This window comes from Nonomuraea sp. NPDC059023 (assembly GCF_042740095.1).
Classification (GTDB): Bacteria; Actinomycetota; Actinomycetes; order Streptosporangiales; family Streptosporangiaceae; genus Nonomuraea.
Genome location: NZ_JBHYIO010000018.1, coordinates 190,730 through 210,131, shown reverse-complemented (window position 1 = coordinate 210,131; position 19,402 = coordinate 190,730). Strand labels below are relative to the sequence as shown.

17 protein-coding genes are annotated in these 19,402 nt (G+C 69.8%); 6 read left to right on the top strand and 11 right to left on the bottom strand.

Annotation, left to right across the window (positions count from 1 at the left end; all coding sequences use genetic code 11):
* Position 1 precedes the first annotated feature (1 nt).
* Positions 2-967, top strand: a complete 966-nt coding sequence (locus tag ACFWYW_RS29545; RefSeq protein WP_379639489.1) for a helix-turn-helix domain-containing protein — start codon at positions 2-4, stop codon at positions 965-967.
* A 308-nt stretch (positions 968-1,275) separates the two neighbouring features.
* Entirely contained in the window at positions 1,276-1,413 is a 138-nt protein-coding gene (locus ACFWYW_RS29540; protein ID WP_379626171.1) for a hypothetical protein, read from the top strand.
* A gap of 20 nt (positions 1,414-1,433) precedes the next feature.
* Here the strand turns inward: ACFWYW_RS29540 and ACFWYW_RS29535 are convergent, their stop codons facing one another.
* On the bottom strand, positions 1,434-2,318 hold the full coding sequence (locus ACFWYW_RS29535) for an SDR family NAD(P)-dependent oxidoreductase (protein WP_379626173.1): 885 nt from the start codon (positions 2,316-2,318) through the stop codon (positions 1,434-1,436).
* A 90-nt stretch (positions 2,319-2,408) separates the two neighbouring features.
* Between ACFWYW_RS29535 and ACFWYW_RS29530 the strand changes: the two genes are divergently transcribed.
* Positions 2,409-3,020 carry a TetR family transcriptional regulator gene (locus ACFWYW_RS29530; protein WP_379626175.1) on the top strand — a complete coding sequence of 204 codons (612 nt, stop codon included), beginning with the start codon at positions 2,409-2,411 and terminating at the stop codon, positions 3,018-3,020.
* Between the two features lie 195 nt (positions 3,021-3,215).
* On the opposite strand, the gene ACFWYW_RS29525 is transcribed toward ACFWYW_RS29530, so the two are convergent.
* From ACFWYW_RS29525 to ACFWYW_RS29505, 5 genes are all read right to left on the bottom strand, one after another.
* Positions 3,216-4,052: a hypothetical protein gene (locus ACFWYW_RS29525; RefSeq protein WP_379626177.1), complete on the bottom strand. Its 837-nt coding sequence runs from the start codon at positions 4,050-4,052 to the stop codon at positions 3,216-3,218.
* 45 nt (positions 4,053-4,097) lie between these two features.
* The gene (locus ACFWYW_RS29520; RefSeq protein WP_379626179.1) at positions 4,098-4,592 is read right to left on the bottom strand and encodes a peptidase inhibitor family I36 protein; all 495 of its coding nucleotides are present in this window, start codon (positions 4,590-4,592) and stop codon (positions 4,098-4,100) included.
* A 303-nt stretch (positions 4,593-4,895) separates the two neighbouring features.
* The gene (locus ACFWYW_RS29515; protein WP_379626181.1) at positions 4,896-6,494 is read right to left on the bottom strand and encodes an ABC transporter permease; all 1,599 of its coding nucleotides are present in this window, start codon (positions 6,492-6,494) and stop codon (positions 4,896-4,898) included.
* Positions 6,491-7,390: an ATP-binding cassette domain-containing protein gene (locus tag ACFWYW_RS29510; protein ID WP_379626183.1), complete on the bottom strand. Its 900-nt coding sequence runs from the start codon at positions 7,388-7,390 to the stop codon at positions 6,491-6,493. The genes ACFWYW_RS29515 and ACFWYW_RS29510 overlap by 4 nt, the downstream gene beginning before the upstream one ends.
* Positions 7,383-8,087, bottom strand: coding sequence for a TetR/AcrR family transcriptional regulator (locus ACFWYW_RS29505; RefSeq protein ID WP_379626185.1), 705 nt, complete (start codon positions 8,085-8,087; stop codon positions 7,383-7,385). The genes ACFWYW_RS29510 and ACFWYW_RS29505 overlap by 8 nt, the downstream gene beginning before the upstream one ends.
* A 264-nt stretch (positions 8,088-8,351) precedes the next feature.
* On the opposite strand from ACFWYW_RS29505, the gene ACFWYW_RS29500 reads away from it, so the two are divergent.
* Complete coding sequence (locus ACFWYW_RS29500; protein WP_379626187.1) at positions 8,352-9,113, top strand: DUF4097 domain-containing protein; 762 nt, start codon at positions 8,352-8,354, stop codon at positions 9,111-9,113.
* 69 nt (positions 9,114-9,182) lie between these two features.
* On the opposite strand, the gene ACFWYW_RS29495 is transcribed toward ACFWYW_RS29500, so the two are convergent.
* Both ACFWYW_RS29495 and ACFWYW_RS29490 read right to left on the bottom strand, forming a co-directional pair.
* Complete coding sequence (locus ACFWYW_RS29495) at positions 9,183-9,548, bottom strand: YdeI family protein (protein WP_379626189.1); 366 nt, start codon at positions 9,546-9,548, stop codon at positions 9,183-9,185.
* Positions 9,545-9,973 carry a VOC family protein gene (locus ACFWYW_RS29490; RefSeq protein WP_379639500.1) on the bottom strand — a complete coding sequence of 143 codons (429 nt, stop codon included), beginning with the start codon at positions 9,971-9,973 and terminating at the stop codon, positions 9,545-9,547. The genes ACFWYW_RS29495 and ACFWYW_RS29490 overlap by 4 nt, the downstream gene beginning before the upstream one ends.
* 88 nt (positions 9,974-10,061) lie before the next feature.
* Here ACFWYW_RS29490 and ACFWYW_RS29485 point away from each other — a divergent pair, with 88 nt between their 5' ends.
* Positions 10,062-10,994: a helix-turn-helix transcriptional regulator gene (locus ACFWYW_RS29485; protein ID WP_379616122.1), complete on the top strand. Its 933-nt coding sequence runs from the start codon at positions 10,062-10,064 to the stop codon at positions 10,992-10,994.
* A gap of 70 nt (positions 10,995-11,064) precedes the next feature.
* Here the strand turns inward: ACFWYW_RS29485 and ACFWYW_RS29480 are convergent, their stop codons facing one another.
* From ACFWYW_RS29480 to ACFWYW_RS29470, 3 genes are all read right to left on the bottom strand, one after another.
* Positions 11,065-11,754 (bottom strand): hypothetical protein, encoded by a 690-nt coding sequence (locus tag ACFWYW_RS29480; RefSeq protein ID WP_379616120.1) that lies wholly within the window; start codon positions 11,752-11,754, stop codon positions 11,065-11,067.
* Positions 11,755-12,022: 268 nt separating this feature from the next.
* On the bottom strand, positions 12,023-16,201 hold the full coding sequence (locus ACFWYW_RS29475; protein WP_379616118.1) for a glycosyl hydrolase-related protein: 4,179 nt from the start codon (positions 16,199-16,201) through the stop codon (positions 12,023-12,025).
* Between the two features lie 54 nt (positions 16,202-16,255).
* Positions 16,256-17,683 (bottom strand): extracellular solute-binding protein, encoded by a 1,428-nt coding sequence (locus ACFWYW_RS29470; protein ID WP_379616116.1) that lies wholly within the window; start codon positions 17,681-17,683, stop codon positions 16,256-16,258.
* Positions 17,684-17,762: 79 nt separating this feature from the next.
* Here ACFWYW_RS29470 and ACFWYW_RS29465 point away from each other — a divergent pair, with 79 nt between their 5' ends.
* Positions 17,763-19,400 (top strand): ABC transporter substrate-binding protein, encoded by a 1,638-nt coding sequence (locus ACFWYW_RS29465; RefSeq protein ID WP_379639504.1) that lies wholly within the window; start codon positions 17,763-17,765, stop codon positions 19,398-19,400.
* Positions 19,401-19,402: the final 2 nt, after the last annotated feature.

The following is a 19,402-nucleotide window of genomic DNA, read 5'->3' as shown; positions in this document are numbered from 1 at the left end:
TGTGTGGTTGTGGGGTTCCACGGACGAGGTGGCGGCCGGGGAGCGGGTGGAGTGGTACCGGGATCTCGTGTCCCGGTCCGCGGTCCCTTACGACCTGGCGGTCACCGACCCCGCGACGTTCCGCGTCCACTCGGCCATGCTCAGCCTGGGACAGGTCACCCTTTCCCGCCACATCGCCGCGGGGCACCAGGTCTGGCGGAACATGCGGCTGATCCGCCGCGGCGATGCGGAGCACTACCTCCTGGGGCTGGTCACCCATGGCAGCTTCGACCTCTCCCAGGGCCGTGCCGCCGTCCGGCTGGAGGCCGGGGACGTGGTCCTCTGGGACACCTCCCACCCCTGCACCGCCGCGCTGCCCGGGCCGGGAAACACCGAGCTGACGGTACTCAACATCCCCCGCACGATGATCACCCTGCCGGCCGACCGGCTGGACGCGGCGCTGGGCAGCAGATTCACCACCGGGCAGGGCCTGGGCGCCCTGTTCCGCCAGTTCCTCACATGCCTGCACACCCACGCCGCCGAATGCGCCCCGCAAGAGCTGCCCGCGCTGGAGCAGACCGCGCTGGACCTCGCCTCCGGGCTGCTCGCCCAGCGCCTCAACGCCACCGACCGGTTACCGCCCGAAACCCGGCAGCAGGTACTGCTCCGCCGCATCGACACCTTCATCGACCACCAGCTCACCGACCCCCAGCTGGCACCTCGATCCATCGCCGCCCACCACCACATCTCCCTGCGCACCCTCTACGCCCTGTTCGACAACCGAGACGAAGGTGTCGCCTCGCTGATCCGGCGCCGCCGCCTGGAACGCTGCCGCACCGACCTGGCCAACTCCAGCCAGCCCATCCACACGATCGCGGTCCGCTGGGGCTTTGCCAGCCCGTCCGCCTTCACCCATGCCTTCCGCCGCGCCTTCGGCCTCACCCCCCGCGCCTACCGCCGCTCCCTACCGGCCCCACCCGGACAGTGACGTTCTCCTCCCTTCCAAAGGAAGTGGCGACAGTGCTGTACTCCCATCCGTGCGCGGATCTTCCTGGCCGTGGCGGCGGCCTGCCGGGTCAAGAAAGGTCAGCAGAGTGTCCGACGACGCCGTCCCCCGGCCGGGCACCACCTCGCCGGGACCCCCGTCAAGATCGATCCTGTCGGGGCTGGAGCGCGCGTCGACCAGGTGGGGAGACGCGGTTTACCGGGCTGGGCAGAATTCGGCTTCCACCGTGGCGGTGAGGCCGGCCAGGGTTCGTCCGCCCCTTCCCCGCGCACGTGACCCGGTACTGGTCCATGCCCCACGTGCGGTGGCTGCCCATCACGGACATGCCCGCCCTCCGGTACGCCCTGATCCGGCGCACCGCGGCTGGCAGTGCCGCCGTCCGCGCCCTCGGCCAGGTCGTTCACGACCTCGGAACGCTGGAACTGTGATCCCCTCCGCGTGCCGTCTCTCAGGAGTTCTCGGCCCGGATCGACGCGCGGAAGTCCGCGAAGTCGCCGCCCTGGCCGCCGGCCACGGGCATGGCGTCCAGCAACGCCTGGGTGCGGGCCTTGATGAGGTCGATTCCCGCGCGGTCGGTGTGGACGTAGAGCCGGTCCTCGCGGATGGCCGCCACCACGAGTTCGCCGACGTGATCGGGGGCCACGCCGTACCTGGCGAGGGTGGCCTCGACCTTCGGGGTGAGTCGTTCGACCCGGTCCCGGGCCGTGGACAGGCCCGCGGACGGGTCGGCGAACGCCTTGCGCGTGCTCGCGGCGATCTCGGTGGTGACGGCGCCGGGGCACAGCACCGTCACCCCGACGAGGCTCTTGGCGGCCCGCAACTGGTTGCTGAGCGACTCCGACAAGCCCACGACCGCGTACTTGGACGTGGAGTACATGTAGCCGACGGCGGCGACCAGTCCGGCGGCGGACGCGGTGTTGACGATGTGGGCGGGGGTGCCGCGCTTCAGCATCCGGGGCAGCAGGGTCTGCACGCCGTTGACGACCCCGCCGAGGTTGATGCCCAGGGTGAGGTCCCACAGGTCGTAGGTCATGTCGTCGACGGTCTCGGGGAAGGCGATGCCCGCGTTGTTGCACAGTACCGAGATCAGGCCGAGCCGGCGTTCCGCCTCGTCGACGGACTCGGCGAAGCGATCCCGGTCGCGGACGTCGAAGGCGAACGTGGCCACCTCGGGGCCGGGCCCCAGCTCCGCCTCGGCCGCTCGCAGCGCGCTGGGGTTGATGTCGGCGAGTGCCAGCCGTACGCCCTGGTCACGCAGGGCGCGGGCGATGCCGAACCCGATTCCCTGGGCGCCGCCGGTGATGAATGCCGTGGTTCCCGCAAGTTGCTTCATGGGGTGATCCCTCTGATCGGTGTTTCGTTACCTTCTATGCGAAAAACTTAGACAGTGTCAAATTTTAGTCGTCGTCTACTATTGGTAAGCATGAACACCGAGTCCGGGCTCCGTGAGCGCAAGAAGCTGCGCACACGACGCGAAATCGCCACCACCGCCCTCCGCCTGTTCGCCGAGCACGGCTACGAGCCGGTCACCGTCGCCCAGATCGCCGCGGCGGCGAACGTCTCACGTGCCACGTTCTTCAACTACTTCCCTGACAAAGAAGCCGTGCTCTTCGACGACACCACCGCGCACCGCGACCTCCTCCGGGAGGTCCTCACCGACCCGTCCCACGCGACCACGCCCCGGCAGGCCCTGCTTGAGGCCGTGGACCACATGCTCGACGAGCCGGTCTGGAGCCTGGATCCGGACAGCGAACTGGTCCCGGTACGAGCCCGCCTGATCTCCACCGAACCGGCTCTGCGGGCCCGCGCGCTGCTCCGCGTCGCCGACGTACACACGATCTGGGCCCGCACCCTCCATGAGGCGTTCTCCGAGCAACTGGACCAGGTGGAGGCCGCCGCGCTGGCCGGCGCCGCGATCGGCGCGGTGCTCGGCGCCGCCGCCGTTCACCTGAACAGCGGCGCCGAGCACGGTTCCCTCCCCGAGATCGTCCGCAGGGCGGCTCGCTCCGTCCTCGTTTCCGAAGCCACGTCCTAGGGACTACCGAGATCATGGGACTTCCCGCCCATCTCCCCCCAAAGACCTGTTCGACGCCTTTCGCACGGTCGGCCTCCCCTGGCCCGACCTCCTCGACGGGCTGGTCGCCGAGCTGGTGGGCCCGCTGACCGCCGGCGACCCTGCTCGCCTACACCCCGTAGTCACCGATGCGGGGCCGCGTTGGACGCACCGGTGTCAGCCTCGGGCGAGGACACGGCGAGCTGCCTCAAGCTGCCGGTCCTTGACCGCCTTCAGCTCCCGGAACTTCTTCGGATGAGCGCGGATCGCGTCGTTCTGCAGGCGGGTGTCGGCGGCTGCCCAGAGCGCCACGAGACCGGTCCTCTCCTTGCAGCGCACGTCCGCCTGGGCCGTGCGTATCTCCTGCTCGGTGGGCTGCTTGGTCGACCAGCGCCGGTCGGTGATCGCGCTGAGCGGATCCGGGTAGCGCGAGCCCGCCTCCGCCATGCAGGCGCTCCACGCGCCGAACGCCCGGGTGACCCGCTCGTCGCGCTGGGAGGCGTCGAAGGTGGCGAAGATGGTCTTGTTGAAGAAGGCCGCGTCGGCTTTCGGGGTTCCGGCGCCGAGGTGGTCGCGAGCCTGGCCGAGGCACTTCCTGGCGGCCTCGCGCACGTACGGCGTCGCTCCGGCCAGGCGGGCCAGGGCGTCAGCCTTGCGCGCGGCCACTCCTGGCCGGTCCGGAGGCGGGTGGTAGCCGAAGAGGCCGGCCGTTCGCGCCTCGATGACGCCGTAGCGGCGGAGATGCGGCGGGGCGCTCTCGCTCTCGGCGGGACCGGGCAGCGCCCGCCAGGCCAGGCCGCGGCCCTTCATGCAGTCGCGGACGAGAAGGTCCTCGGCGACGTCGAGCGTCATGACCTCGGCCGGGCTGAAGTTGTAGGCGTCGAAGGGCAGCGTGAGCCGCCGCGCCTGCACGCCGGGTTCGGGAATGGTGATCTTCGCCGGTGGGTCCGAGCACGCCGAGGCCGTACCGGCGAGGAGCATGACGAGGGCCGCGCCCCATCGCCGGAACGGCATGGCTCATCTCCTACGTTCGGGTGGGCGTTCGTGCTCCCGCGGGAATCACAGCAGGAGCGAGCTGGTCTTGTTGTCGAAGCCGTTGTTCGTCAGGTCCTTGTCCTGGCTTTCGGCCCGAGCGCTGTAACCGTGCGTTCCGGAGCAGTTCGCGCGGTCGTAGAACCACACTGACCGGCCGTTGGTGTTCTTTTGTGAACTCGCCCAGTTGTTGTATTCGGCGGGCAGATTCCCGCAGATACCCGCCCTGAGTTCGATCTGCAGGTAATAGCGACCGGCGAAATTGTCGTGCTCATACAGGCAAAGCCGGTTGTTGCTGCATGCGGCTTGGGCGGACACATCGGAAGTGTCGACGACTTCGACGAGCGCCTCCTCCACAGACTGAGCGGGGGGCTTGTCGGCAGCCTGAGCGGCAGGACCGAATCCCGCGAACCCCGCGACACCGAGCGAGAGAGCGCCGATAATAAGAGCGGCTTTCCGTTTCACGCGCATTCCCTTCCTTGCTTGCGGACGCTTCACAAAGTAATTCGCCGCGGGAATCACCGGAAGATCGTTGCACGGAATCCTCGAAACCCCGCACACCGGTCAAGCGCCTTGACCGCCACGCAAGATGGCTGTGGCACGGGAACCGATCCTGGTGTTCGGGGTAGGCGTCCAGGCACAGCATGTCCGCCCAGCGCTTGAACAGTTCGCGGTCGCTCGCGGGCACGCCGAGGAGTTCGGCGATGACGACCGGCAGCGGGTACGCCAGATCCGCCACGAGTTCCAGCCGGCCGCCCTAGCGGGAGGCGTCGAGCAGCTGGTGCGGGATGTCGTACTTCTTGGCGAACTCGACCATGGTCAACCTCACTGTCCGAAGTCTCGGCGGCGCAGGGTGTGCAGCCCGCCGTACAGCAGAATCGCCGTGATGATGAGCAGGGCGGCTTGGGCGCCCGCGTTGAACGGCTCCCCGCCGAAGGGGTTGGGGATGTAGTGGAACGGCTCCAGCGGGCTGCCGCCCCACAGCCCGTACAGCGGCCCGGCGACCTGGCCGAGCGCGGCGGTCAGGATCCAGGCGATCCAGCAGATCGCGGTGCAGGCCCGGGGAAGCAGGCCGTAGGCGAGCACGCAGATCGCCCCGACGCACCACGCCGCCGGCACGACGCTCAGCGCGCCCCCCAGAAATCTGGGCAGATCGGTGGACAGGTCGCCCACGAGCACGGAGAAGAGCGTGCCGAAGACGAGCCCGGCCACCGCCATCAGCGCCGCCGTGCCGAGCCCGGCCACGACCAGGTGCCCGCCGGCCCACCGCAGCCGGGTCAGCGGTGTGGCCTGAACGGCTTCCGCCCGCCCCGAGGTCTCCTCCTCGCGCAGCCGCAGCGTCATGAGCACCGGGTACAGCGCGACGACGTAGGCCAGGATGAGGATCAGGTACCAGGAGTAGCCGCCGATGGCCGCGGCCGGCATGCCGAGCAACTCGATGATGCCGTCGGTGACGACACTCGGCCGCGCGAGCAGGTCCCGGACGAAGGGGCTCAGCCCCGCGGCAGCCGCGGCGAAGAAGGCGACCCCGGCCGCCCACGCCATCAGCAGCGAACGGTGCAGCCGCCAGGCGATGCTGACCGGGCCGCGCAGGCGCGTGGTTCCGGCGGGCCCGAGGCGTTCTGGCAGGATGCCGGCGCCCAGGTCGCGCCGGTCGAGCAGCCGGTAGGCGAGCGCCAGGAGCGCGACGCCGACCAGGATCGACAGGCCGAGCATCCACCACCTTTCGTCCTGGTACGGCCGCACCAGGTGGCTCCACCCGATCGGTGACAGGTTGATCAGATAGTGCTGCCCGGTGGCGTCGCCCGCGTAGCGCATCACGTACGACACGGCCAGGACGGACAGGCCGATCATGGTGGCGGTCCGGGCGTTGCGCGCGAGCTGGGCGGCGACGGCGGCGATGCCGCCGAACACCCAGCCGGCCGCCGTGACGGCGGCCGCGTAGGCGAGCGAGCCGACCGGCTCGAACCCGATCCCGATCAGCACGGCGGCGACGGCGAGCCCGCAGGCCACGCTGACACCCGCCGCCACCAGGATGGCGGCGGTCAGCGGGGCGCGGCGGCCGACCACGGCCGAGCCGACCAGTTCGGCGCGCCCGCTGTCCTCCTCCCTGCGGGTGTGCCGGACGACGGACATGACGGCGGCGAACGCGCTGAACACGTACAGGAATCCGCCGCTGCGCCAGGTGGCGAGCACTTCCAGCCGGGGTTCGACGGTGCCGCCGCCGAGGGCGTACAGGAAGGCGTTGCGGCTGATGGTCTCGGTGTATTCGACCTTGAGCGCGTAGGTGCCCATACGGGTGGTGATGTAGTTGACCATGATCAGGGCCAGGGCCACGATGAGCAGCACCCACCAGGGGGCGATGACCCGTTCGCGGCGTAGCGCCAGGCGGGTGAGCCGGCCGGTGCCGGTCAGCGCGCTCACCTCTGGGCTCCGGTCCGGTCGTAGTGCCGCAGGAACAGTTCCTCCAGTGTGGGCGGCTGGCTGACGAGGCCGCGTACACCTGCCTGGGTGAGGTGGCGCAGCGCGCCGTCCAGCGCGGGCGCGTCGACCTCGAAGGCGACGTGGGCGCCGTCGATGCGCAGGTGGTGCACGCCGGGCAGGACGGCCAGCCCGTCCGCCGGCCCGGCCAGCTCGGCCTGGATGCTGGTGCGGGTCAGGTGCCGCAGGCCGGCCAGCGTACCGGTGTCGACCGTGCGCCCGTCGCGGATGATGGTCACGCGGTCGCACAGGGTCTCGACCTCGCTCAGGATGTGGCTGGACAGCAGCACGGTGCGGTCGCCACGGGCCTTCTCCTCCCGTACGGCCTCGCGGAAGACCTCCTCCATGAGCGGGTCCAGGCCGGAGGTGGGTTCGTCGAGGATGAGCAGTTCGGCGTCACCGGCCAGCGCGGCGACGAGGGCGACCTTCTGCCGGTTGCCTTTGGAGTAGGCGCGGCCCTTCTTGCGCGGGTCGAGGTCGAAGCGTTCGATCAGCTCGCCACGGCGCTTGGGGTTGAGGCCGCCGCGCAACTCGCCGAGCAGGTCGATGACCTCGCCGCCGGACAGGTGCGGCCAGAGCGTGACGTCACCGGGCACGTACGCCAGCCGGCGGTGCAGCGTCGTCGCGTCGTTCCAGGGGTCGCCGCCCAGGAGCCCGATGTCACCGGCGTCCGCCCGGACCAGGCCCAGCAGGATCCGGATCGTGGTGCTCTTGCCCGCGCCGTTCGGCCCGAGGAAGCCGTGCACCTCGCCGGCGCGGACGACGAGGTCGAGGCCGTCCAGCGCGCGGGTCGAGCCGAACGTCTTGACCAGCCCGGCCACCATGACGGCGTCAGTCATCGTCTTCCTCTTCATCGTCGTGGGATCGGAGTGCGGCCACGCGCTCACGCGGGGGCGGGTTGCCGCGATGCTTGTCGAGGGCGTTGACGGCGGCGGCGGCCTGCTCCGGGGTGAGCATGGGGTGCGAGCGGATGTCGAGGAGGGCACGGGCGAGCAGGTCGTCGCCTTCGGGGCTGAAGATGTCGATGCCGATGTTGCGCGACAACTGCCGATGCAGAATCGGTACGGCCAGCGCCATCGCCACCCCGAGCGCCGCGCGGACCCGGCGGTCGGCGAGCGGAGGGTCGGGGCGGTCACGTTCGGCTTCGGCCAGCCATTGCTCGCCCATCTCGACCATGCCGTCGAAGACGGGCGCCGCCCAGCCCTCGGTCAGGGCGCGTGCCAGGTACGGCTGGTAGGGCCCCAGGGCGGCCCGGCTGAGCGCGACGTAGTTGACGTCGGCGGCGCTCATGTCGCCGGCCCTGGCCTGGTCGTTGAGCCTGCGGAGCATCTTGGCGAGGTAGGTGTCGCACTTCTCGCGCAGTGCCTGTTTGGAGCCGAAGTGGTGGCGGACCAGCCCTGCGGACACGCCCGCGGTGTCGGCGATCTCCTTGAGGGTGGTGCGTTCGAACCCGTACTCGCCGAAGTGCCGCAGGGCCGCGTCCCTGATTCTGGCGCGGGCGGTCAGGTCTTCCGAGTCGGGTGCGGGTGTGGTCATGGCCACTGATCCCCTATTCCGTCATGCAGATTACTATATGACGAAAAAACATACTACACACCCGTGTAGCCGACCTGTCCGGCAACGGCTCGGCATGAGCGATGACTCATGGCCCCCGAGCGGTCCGTCATTGGCGCTCGGGACCGCGTCGCCGCACAGCGAGAGGCACGCCGGTCGTGGGGTGGCCGAGCGCGGGTTCGACTTAGCCGTGGAGGTACACCGCGTGATTGCCGGCGCGTACACCGTCAACTTAGAGTGCACAGCGTGAACGTCTTTGACACCCCGAAACCCATCCACGCCACGGTCGACCTCGCGGCGGGAGATGTTCGGCTCGTGGCGGAGCGCCGCGCCGACACGCGGGTCAGGGTGCGCCCGCTCGACCCGGCCGACGACGACGATGTGACCGCGGCCGGCCTGACCGAGGTGGAGTACTCCGGTGGCCACCTGAAGGTGCGCGCACCGCGCCTGGGTTCGGTCGAGGTGGAGATCCGGCTCCCCGAAGGTTCCGGCCTGGAGATCGACCTTGCGGCCGGCCAGGTGCGGAGCCATGGCCGGCTCGGGGAGACCAGGATCCACAGCGCCCACGGTGGGATCCAGCTCGACCAGACCGCCGGGCTCGACGTGGAGTCCGGGGCGGGCGAGGTGTGCGTCGCCGCCGTCGAGGGTCCGGCCGTCATCACGATGCGGCACGGCGACCTGTGCCTCGGCGAGGCCGCCGGCGGTCTGCGGGTCACGACCGGCCGTGGCCGGATCGTGGTCGAGCGGGCCCACGACGACGTCGAGGTCACGACCGGGGACGGCGACATCAGGATCGGCGAGGTGGCCAGAGGCTCGGTGACGATCACGGCGTCGGGGCAGGTCGAGGTGGGCGTCAGACGGGGCAGCGCCGCCCGGCTCAGCCTCGACTCCACCTACGGCGCCGTGCGCAATCTGCTGGAGACGTGGCCGCCGCCCGAGGAGAGCGTGGAGATCCACGCCTCGACCATGTTCGGCGACGTGGTGGTGAAGCGGTATCTACCGAAGTAGGCGCGCGCCGAGGGGCTCTACGTGCACACCGACCGCGCGGGAGCCGTTCTCATCGAGCCCAGGTGAGCTCTACGAGGCGGGGGCGTCAGACTCCTGCCAGCGGCCGTCCGCCTGGGCGCGCTCGACCTCGGCGAGCCCGGCCGGCCGCATCCGGCCCTCCTGCCGCAGCCGTGCCACCCGCGCGATGTTCGGCCGCGACCATGAGCTGCGCGGGCGGCGTGGGGTGTAGCGCTGGGTGTAGGTCGCCTCGTCGCGCCGGCGGGTGAGCCCGTCGATCCAGCCACGGCACAGCGCTTCCTGCAAGGCCTGCTCGTAGGTGAGGCTGGTCGGCTCGGTGGTGCCCTTCTTGGCCAGCACCACCCACACCTCCGTGTCGGAGGTGTGGTGGGCGCTCAGCCACTCCCGCCAGGCGGCGGCATCGGCGAAGATCTTCATGACTCGCTCTTCATGGTGCTCAGCACCTCCAGGTAGTGCGGGTTGTACATCAGGCCCAGGATGTTGCCCCACGGGTCGATCACGGTGGCGGTGATGAAGCCGGTGCCGCGGTCGCGGGGCGCGTCGTGCTCCTTGGCTCCCATCTTCACGAGCCGGTCCAGCGCCGCGGGCACGTCGTCGACGTGCCAGAAGACCACCGCGCCCGCCGGCCGGCCGACCGCCTCCGGCGACGGGGTCCTGGCCAGCTCGCTGTCGGCGTAAGTGCTGTCGATGACGCCGAACTCGTGCTGGTAGTCACCGATGCGCCACTCCAGGTAGGCCGGGGTGTCCATGTAGGGCGCGATCCCGAACAGCTCGGTGTACCAGCTCTTGGTGGCCTGGAGGTCGGGCGAGTAGAACGACGTGGTGGTGAGCCCTCGCAACATGTGATCTTCCTTCTCTCTCGAGGTCGTGTATCCATCATCCCGCTCAAAGTGCTCATCAACTGAGCACTTTGTTTGCCAGGATGAGGACATGCGTGCCGACCGTCTCGTGGCAGCCTTGCTGCTGCTTCAAACCCGTGGCCGGGTGACCGCCGCGGAACTGGCCGCGGAGCTGGAGACCTCCGTGGCCACCGCCCGCCGTGACCTGGAGTCGTTGTCGGCGGCGGGCATCCCGGTCTACCCCCAGGCGGGCCGCGGCGGCGGATGGTCGCTCGTCGGCGGCGCCCGTACTGACCTCACCGGCCTGAACGCGGCCGAGACCCGCGCCCTGTTCCTCCTTCTCGGCCGGGCCGGAACGGCCACCCCCGAGCTGACCTCCGCCCTGCGCAAGCTCGTCCGCGCCCTGCCGGCGACCTTCCGCGCCGACGCCGAGGCCGCCACACAGGCCGTCGTGTCCGACCCGGCGGGCTGGGGTGAGGCCGGCCGGGAGCATCCCGTCCCGCACGAGTCCCTGCAGTCCGCGGTGGTGCGCAGAGTCAAGGTACGGCTGGCCTACAACGGGCAGGAGCGGCTCGTGGATCCCCTGGGCCTGGTCGACAAGGACGGCATCTGGTACCTCATCGCGGACACCCCCAAAGGCCGGCGTACCTTCCGTGTCGACCGCATCACCGAAGCGGTGATCACCGACCAGCCCGCCGAACGGCCAGAGGACTTCGACCTGGCGGCCGAGTGGTCACGCACCGTCGAGCAGATGGAGCAGCGACGCTCGCTCGTCACCGCCGAGGTGCTGATCGACGCCAGGTTCCTGCCCGTGCTGCGCTCGCACTTCGGACGGCACTGCGAGGTCGTCGCGACCGAACCCGGCGGCCGCGTCCGCGCTCGCGTGGCCGCTCACATGCCACGCGCGATCGCCGAGCAACTGGCCGGCTGGGGCGCGATGGTCGAGGTGACCGAGCCCCGCTCCGTCCGCGACGAACTCGCCCGCATCGGACGAGAACTGACCAGCCGCTACGCGGAGTCCTGACAGTGGAGCGCCGAACCCGGAAACGTGAGACTCCCTTCCATGGAATGCGGCCGGGACCGGCACCTGTCCTTTAGGCGGGATGCGCGCCAGAGGCGACGGCCGGCTGGAAGAGATCAGGCCGGTGCCGGCGGACCCGGTCGCCCATAGGGCCGGATTCCCACAGGGGATCGACGGCACCGAGGGGGATGCTGATTTTCCGTAGCCCCGATGCCGGATCGACGGGCAGCCGGGCCCGATAGGCCGGCAACCAGCGGGGGGCCTGGTGCGGAATCTCGTAGTCGCCCCAGCCGATCAGGCCGATGCATCGCCTGGCTCCCGTTCGAACACCTATTTTGCCGGCCTTGGCAATGGTTCGTGGACTGGGAAACCGGCTTTCCACGGCATCGATGCGGTCGATGTGCCGCCATGCCAGGTGCACCCGCGATCCGTACCGGTCCTCCATCTCCACGCTCTCAGGAGAGAAGCGCGCAACCGTGGCAACGGCTAATTGCCGCCATCTGGCCAACCGCACTCCGGGTACGACCACCGTCGCCACTGCCGCAAGGAGCACCGGCCCGATTCGATGATGATCAGGGATGAGGGCAATGAATATCAGCCATACGGGAATTAAGAGCACAAAAGGGAGAACCAACCGAACAACGGTCACGACGGAAATGCCCGCGCCATGCGAAACTCTTCCATCACCCCAACCTGGGACCTCGACGCCATCGATGTCAACGCGGACGTTCTTCCCGATCGCGTTCCCCTCGGTCGTGGGCACCGACGTCGCCGGGACCATCGAGCGCGCCGGCCCCGGCGTCGCGGCGAAGAGCCTCGCGGCCGCCCCGGCTTCAGTCCCGCTCGACCTGACCGCGGGGCCTCGTGACGGCCGTAGGGGAGGCTCCCGAGCGACGCCGACCGTGACGCTGATGAGGTCGAGCGTCACCCCTGCCCGCGCAGCACGGCCGAGCCGGCGAACAGCACAATGCTGGACGCGTCCGGCCCGGAGGAGGGCAGTGTCCCGTGGACGGTCACCGAGTCGAGGAACTTCACCCGTCACTGGTTCCGCGCGGGGGTTGGCGCTGCGGTTGCCGTCCGTTCGGCGGGTGACGCGGGGCGGAATCGGAGTTCCACACGATGGTCACCGGAACTGCAGGCGTGTAGGTCAGCCGCCCGAACCAGCCGATCTTCGCGAGCACCCACGAGTGGCTGCCCGGCCTGAGGTCGTGTGGCGCCGTCATGGTGAAGTGCAGTTCAGTGCGCCCGCCGGGCTCGATGGCGAAGGCACGGGTCCAGTCCGGGATGAGTTCCCAGGTGCCGAACGGGCTTAGCAGTTGCACCTCGCCCCGCACTCGCGCGTCAGCACTGGTGGCCAGCCTGAGCACCAGCTCACCGCGTTCCCCCGGCCGCAACGCGAGCTCTGGGCCCGACGGCCGGGCGTTGGACGGCTCGGTCCAGAGTTCCGCGGTGAGGGTCACGGGCTCGGCCTCGATCAGGATTTCCGCGGTGTCTTCCAGGATCTGGCCCAGTTCGTCGCGGATCCGGGCGGCCAGGTGGCGTGCGCCCTGCTCGCCTCGCACCGTGAGGGCGAATTCGGCCCACTCCCCCGGCGCCAGGTCGTAGCGCAGTTCGGGGGCCTCGACTTTGAGGCCGTGCGGCACGTCGAGCTCGACCGTGCCGTGGGCGTGGTGGGTGGAGGACGCGACAGTGAGCCGCAGCGCGCCTTGCTCTCCGGGCGCCAGCCGTACCGGAGAAGGCGACAGGTGCACGGCGGTGGGCAGGTCGCCCAGCGGCGCCGGCCCCTTGTCGTGCAGCCAGTAGCGTGTGTGCACCGGCTGCACGGGCTCCGCCTGCGGCGCTATCACGACATTTCCGGTACGGCGGGCCGCGGGGACGACCGTCACGGTGGCCACCTGCGCGGCGGCCAGGTCGACTTCGGCACGCTCGTCGCCGTCACGTTCTTCCAGGATGTTCGCCCGGTAGGCCGCCGCGATGCCCCCGTGCAGGGCCGGCCGGGCTGTTGTCGCCCGGCCGTGTGGCTCGTAGAAGCGGAAGACCACGTCGCCGGAGTTGTCCTGCTTGAGCGCGGTCAGCACCGCTGAGTCCGGACTCACCGACGCGAGGCTGAGACGCGGCGGCAGTTCGCCGTCGTGTGTGCCAGGCTCGCCGGCGAGCATCGGGTGATTGACCTCGTGGCCGGCGTGTACGAAGCCCGCGTCGCGCCAGTCGCCGGGGCCGGAAACCAGGCTGTAGGCGAAGGTGTGGCTCCAATGCTGCCAGCCGAAGTCGGAGCCGTCCGGGGCGGTGCGGCGCTCGCCGTCCAGCCAGATCCCGCTGGGCCAGCCGGTGCAGGCGCGCATGAGAGCCATGTACGCGGTGCCGTCGGGCTCGGCGACGAAGCCGGGGGTGCCCCGGTTGATGAGAGCGACCGAGTAGGGGGTGAGCGACCCGGCGACCTCCGGCAGGTGCGGGGTGCGCTGCCGTACCTCGATCACGGCGTCGTCGAGGTCGGCGGCCAGCGCGTCGGGGTCGGTGATGATCAGGGCGGGCAGGGCGTGGGGGCCGCGGACGTCGGTGCGCGCGCCCGCGGGCGTTGAGGCCGGGACGAGAGTGCGGCCGGTCCGGGCGAGTTCGAGGGCGTGGGTGTCGTGGCCGTGCAGGATCTCGGCGGCGAGGGTGTTGTGGTCGGGTCCGCCGATGACGATGCGGGTGTCGGGAAGGTTGGAGTCCAGGTCGAGCCGGCCGTACCGGGGCCCCTCGGGGACGCCGGAGGTCGCGGTGACGCCACAGGCGGCCAGGGCGGCCAGGAGCGGGCGGACATCCACGCCGTCGGGAGCGACGACCTCGGCCACCCCCACGGCGAGTTGCGTGTCGCCGAGGTCGAGGCGGACTGCCGAGCTGAGGCCCGCCCAGTTGAGCGCCGGGTTGTCCTGCGCCCACAACATCTGCGCCGCATCGGCGTTGGGGTGACCGAAGGAACGGCCGATGGCCGCGTAGCCGGTCTCGTAGACGGGTCTGGTGCCGGGCAGGTCGAAGTCGAAGCGGGTGCGCAACAGGCGGTCACGGCCGATGGAGCCGTCGGCGTGCAGGCGAAAGTCCACCCGATCCACGCCCTTCCACAGCAGTACCTCCTGGGTGAGGGTGAGCCCGCCGAGGGCGGTCTCGATGATCAGGCGGCGGCCCAGCGGGGAGGCCTCCGCTCGGACGGTGCCGGTCTGCGGGAGGACGCCGGGGCCCTTGGGTAGCAGGTGCCACGGCCCTTCACCCCATTCGGGGTGCTTGTCATACTCCTCCTGCAGGTACGGCACGCCGCCCAGCCCGCCCTCACGCAGCAGTTCACGCCCGGTGCGGTTGTCCCGGATCGAGGTGAGGGCGGGGCCGTCGGCGGTGAGGGTGAAGGCCTCGCCGGAGATCGTGGTGCCTGGCTCGGCCGTCCAGCAGGGCAGGTCAGGGGCCGCGATGAGATGGAATATCCGGTATCCGAGAGCCGGGACGTCCCGGGCGAGAAAGGTGATCGTCGCCTCGGCCAGCGACCCGTCCGCGCGCCTGACCACGCCATCGGCCACTGCCGGAACGGACGACGGCCCAGCCATGAGGGTGAAGCCTTGGTGGCCCTCGGGGAAGGTGACACGGATGGTGACCACATCGGTGCGGGCCCAGGACAGGGTGTTGAACACCGATACCGGCACTCCGGGCCCTCGTGTGTCGGCCTGGGCCGCCAGGTGCGCGGCGGCGGAGCGGCGGATCATGTCGCCCAGGTCGTGCGCCTCACGCCAGTTCCCCAGGAGGTCGAGATAGACCTGATCGGATTCGGTGCCGGTGAGGGCGTCGTGGTGGGCCAGGTAGACCAGCAGCCGCCATGCCTTGTCGAGGGCCTCACGCGGATAGGCGGCGCCGCGCAGCGAGGCGAGGGTGGCGAGGCGTTCGGCGTCGAGCACGGCGACCTCGGCGGCCCGGTGGGCCTGCTTGGTGTCGATGAAGGAGACGTCCTTGCCGGTGTAGACCGGATTCATGTCCCGCGTCTGGGGGCTGGGCCGGCGGCGGGATCGGCCGAGTTCGGCGCGGACGGCGGCGAAGAAGTCGCGGGGCAGCCCGACGGTGAAGCGCGGCCACAGGTAGGGCCACTGACGGTGGATCTCGGTGCACCAGCGGGAGGGCACGACGTGGTCGCCGCCGACCGGGAGCATGACGTTGCGGGTGGCGGCCACGGGGGCGAGTTCGGCGAACTGCTCGTAGGCGACCTTCAGGGCCTCGTCGGTCGAGGACGCCTGGTGGTCCATGGCCCAGCCGGTGCTGTAGTGGTTGGCCATGTAGTGGGTGAGCAGGCCGCGCCCGTCCGGGGAGATCCACTCGAACTCGCTGGGGAACTGCATCAGCCGGTTGTCGCCGACGTGCCTGTTGGGGCCCCACTGATGGAAGGGCCCGCGGGCCCAGGCGCTGGAGTCGAGTCCGGCGTCGGCCATGAGGCCGGGGTAGGCGGGGTCGTGGCCGAAGACGTCGAGCATCCATGCGCTGCGCGGGTCACCGCCGATGACCTCGCGCTGGTAGGCCATGCCGTACACGGCGTTGCGAACGGTCGTCTCGGGGTGGGTGAGGTTGGTGTTGGGTTCGTTGTAGTTGCCGCCGACGATCTCGATGCGGCCTTCGTCGAGGAAGCGGCGCAGGTCCGCACGGTCTTCTGGGCACGAGTCCCAGTGCGGCTTGAGGTAGTCGACCTCGGCCAGGACGAACTTGTAGTCGTGGTCGCGCCGCGCCGCTTCCAGGTGGGCGCGGACCAGGTCGAAAGCGGTGAAGACGGTGGTCTTGGGCCGGGGCTCGTCGGCGGCGGGGACGTCGTACCAGGTCTGGGTGTACCCGGCCTGGGTGTTCCACCACACCGGGTCGTAGTGGAAGTGCGAGACCATCCACATGGTCCATCCGGGCACGGCCGCGCGGATCTCACCTTCGGCCCGCGCGCCGCCGCCGGAGCCGGTCGCCATGGCCACGACGCGGCGCGGCGAGCCTTCGGTGACCGGCTCGGCCAACGCCACGCCGACCTCGGCGACCCGCTCGGAACCGGCGCGCAGCGGTGGAAGGCGGACCGGTTCGACGGTCGTCACGGCGGGGCCTTCCACCCGCACGGTCACCGGTTCGAGCGACGGTCCGGCCACGGTGACGCGCACGACCTGGAGCGGCCGGGAAGGCTTGCCCTTGAACAGATCGGTCCCCGTGATCCCGGCGATGCGCATGCCACTCCCACCCACGATTTGCTACTACCCGATGGCAAATCGAAGCGTCCGGCTTCAAGCGATGTCAAGGCCCGTGATCGCGCTGATCATGTCAGCGGCTCTGGCGACCGCCTCTTCGGGGGTTCGGCGACGCGACAGCACGTCTTCGCACATGGCCTGCAGACGGGCCGAGACCAGCGCGTAGACCGGGCTGGACGGCCGCATCACGGCGTGTTCGAGCCGCCGGCCGGTCTCGGCGTGAAACTGCGAAGCCGTGGCGATCTCCGCCATCGCCGACATCCGGGGCGGTAGCTGGCCGGTCTCCAGGCACCCGCGGACCAGTTCCTCACGCGCCAGCGCGGCCCGTAGCAACCGCATCGCGAGATGCGGGTGGCGAGCCTGGCGCGGCACCGCGTACGCCATGCCGCCGCAGAGCACCGCGGCGCGCCCGTGCGGCCCGCGCGGCATCGGCGCGAAGCCGAACTCCTCGCCTATGTGGTCGATGGAGTCACCCGCCCATCCGGCCAGGTCGCTGGCGCCCACGAACAGGTCCGCGCGCCCCTCGGCCAGCAGCTGGACGGCGTCGTCTGAGCCGTAGCCGATGACCTCGGGCAACAGGATGCCGTCGTCGATGAGACGGCGAAGGAAGCGCATGGTCTCCACCGCGGCCGGGCTGTCGAGCACCACGCCCTCTTCGGTCAGCACCGGCGCGCCATTGGAGGCCAGGAACGCGGTCAGCGCGTACGTCGTGGTTTCGGCGGCCCGCCGGCCTCCGGGCATGGCCATCACGTGACGGCCCGGCGGGCGGACGGCGGCCAGGCGACGGCCCAGTTCGTGCAGGTCGGACCAGGTGGCGGGGGCGTTCATCTCGGCTCGCCGCAGCGCGTCGCGGCGATACCAGAGCCCGGCCACGTCCGACGGGCCCTGTACCGCGACCACCGCGTCGCCCGAGCGGTAGGCCTTGGCGAAGGTGGGCAGGAAGTCGGCGTCGTGCTCGCCCTCCACCCACTCGGGGTCCAGCTCGTTGAGCGGGGTCAGGAAGCCGCTGCCGGCGAACTCGGCGATCCACACCGAGTCCAGCACCGCCAGGTCCGGGCCTTCACCTGCGGCGATGGCCGACAGGAAGGTCTGGTGCAGCTCGCGGAGAGGCGGCCGGATGACTTCGAGGGTGATGGCGTCGCCCGCCGCCGCGCGCATCGCGCCCACCCAGGTGCCGTCCGCGCGCAGGATGCGCAGGGTCGGCTTGGGATCTGTTCCGGTACGGCGCTGCCGTACCGGAGGAGCGAAGCCGGGGTTGACGAACGTGCCGCGGCGGCGATGCCTGATGATCACGCCCTCGTCGGCCAGCTCGGCCAGGGCACGGGTGACCGGCGTGCGGGACAGCTCGAAGCGCTCGCACAACTCGTGTTCGGTCGGAAGGCGGCCGTCCAGACCGTAGACCCCGTTCTCGATCTCCTCGCGCAGCTTGGCCTTCAGCTCACGATAGAGAGGCGTGGCCCGCATCGAACTCCTTCCCGCATGCCTCTTGATTCGCCACGCATTTTGTCATTATTGTCACGGCACCTCCAGAGAGGAGCCCCCCATGAAAAAGACAATTGCCATCGCCGCCCTCCTCGCAGCCGCCCTCACCGCCTGCAGCAGCGGCGGCAAATCAGGCGCCACCGGCCAATCCGCCCAGCCGGGCAGTACCCAGGCAGCGGCGAGCGACCAGAAGCCGATGGTGATCGACATCGGTTTCGGCGGCACCACGATCAACCGCAACTTCAGCCCGTTCAACCCACAGGCCTCCCTCGGCATGAACGGGTACGTCTACGAGAACCTCTGGACGTTCAACATTCTCAAGGGTGGCGAGTTCGTCCCGTGGCTCGCGACCAAGTATGACTGGTCCGAGGACGGCAAGAAGATCACCATCCACCTCGACCCGCGTGCGAACTGGAGCGACGGCAACAAGCTGACCAGCAAGGACGTCGCGTTCACGCTGAAGTACGGCCGGGAGAAGAAGGCCGTCCAGAACGGCGCCCTCCTTGAGTGGACCAGCGTGGAGACCCCCGACGACCAGACCGTGATCCTCGGCTTCGACGCCCCCTCCTTCACACTCACGGACACGATCGGCCGCCTGCGCCCGGTCCAGGAGAAGGTCTACAAGGACCAGGATCCCAACACCTTCACCAACCCCGACCCGGTCGGAACCGGCCCCTACAAGCTGGAGTACTCACCCCAGCAACTCACCTTCACCGCCCGGCCCGACTACTGGAAGCAGGAGGTGCCGGTCAAGACGCTGAAGATGCCCATCATCGGCGGCACCGGCGCGCTGCCGCGCATGCTCACCGGTGAGATCACCTGGTCGGGCGGCGCGTTCCCGAACGTGATGAAGAGCTGGGTGGACAAGGATCCCGAACGCAACAAGGCCTGGTATCCCACCTACGGCTCGCTGCTGATGTGGATGAACACCGAGAAGAAGCCCTTCGACAACGTCCACGTGCGCAAGGCCATCTCCCTGGCACTCAACCGCCAGGAGATCGCCGACGCCGGCAACCCGGGCATGTTCCACCCGATCAACGCCACCGGCCTGGACCAGGAGACCATGGCCTCCTGGATCGCCCCCGAGTACGCCGGCGCGGTACAGAAGGACGCCAGGGCCGAGGAAGCCAAGGCCGAACTTGCCAAGGCGAACCTCAAGCCGGAGGACATCTCCTTCGACATCCTGGAGAACGGCGAGTGGGGCGACGCGGTCCAACGCGACAAGATCATCGCCCAGCAGCTCAACGCGATCGGGATGAAGGTCAACGTCAAACCGATTCCCGGCACGCAGCTCGCCGACCTCCGCAAGAAGGGTGACTTCGACGTCATCACCGGCGGCTCGGTGTACCAGGGCCAGACGCCCTACGCCTTCTACGACTCCATCCTGTCGAGCAAGAAGATCGGCATCGAGTACAACTGGGGCCGGATCAAGAACGCCGAAGTGGACGGCCTGCTGAAGAAGATGTCCTCCACGGCCGACACCGAGGAGGTCAAGAAGCACGTCCACGCGATCGAGAGGTACATGGTCGAGCAGGTGCCGATGATCCCGCTGGCCAACATCGGCGCGTCTGCCGAGTACAGCACCAAGGACTGGGTGGGCTGGCCCGACAAGGACAACCCCTACACCATCTCCGCCCCCTGGTCGGGCCCGCCGGACAACATCCAGACGCTGCTGTCGCTCAAGCCCGCGACCCAGTAGCC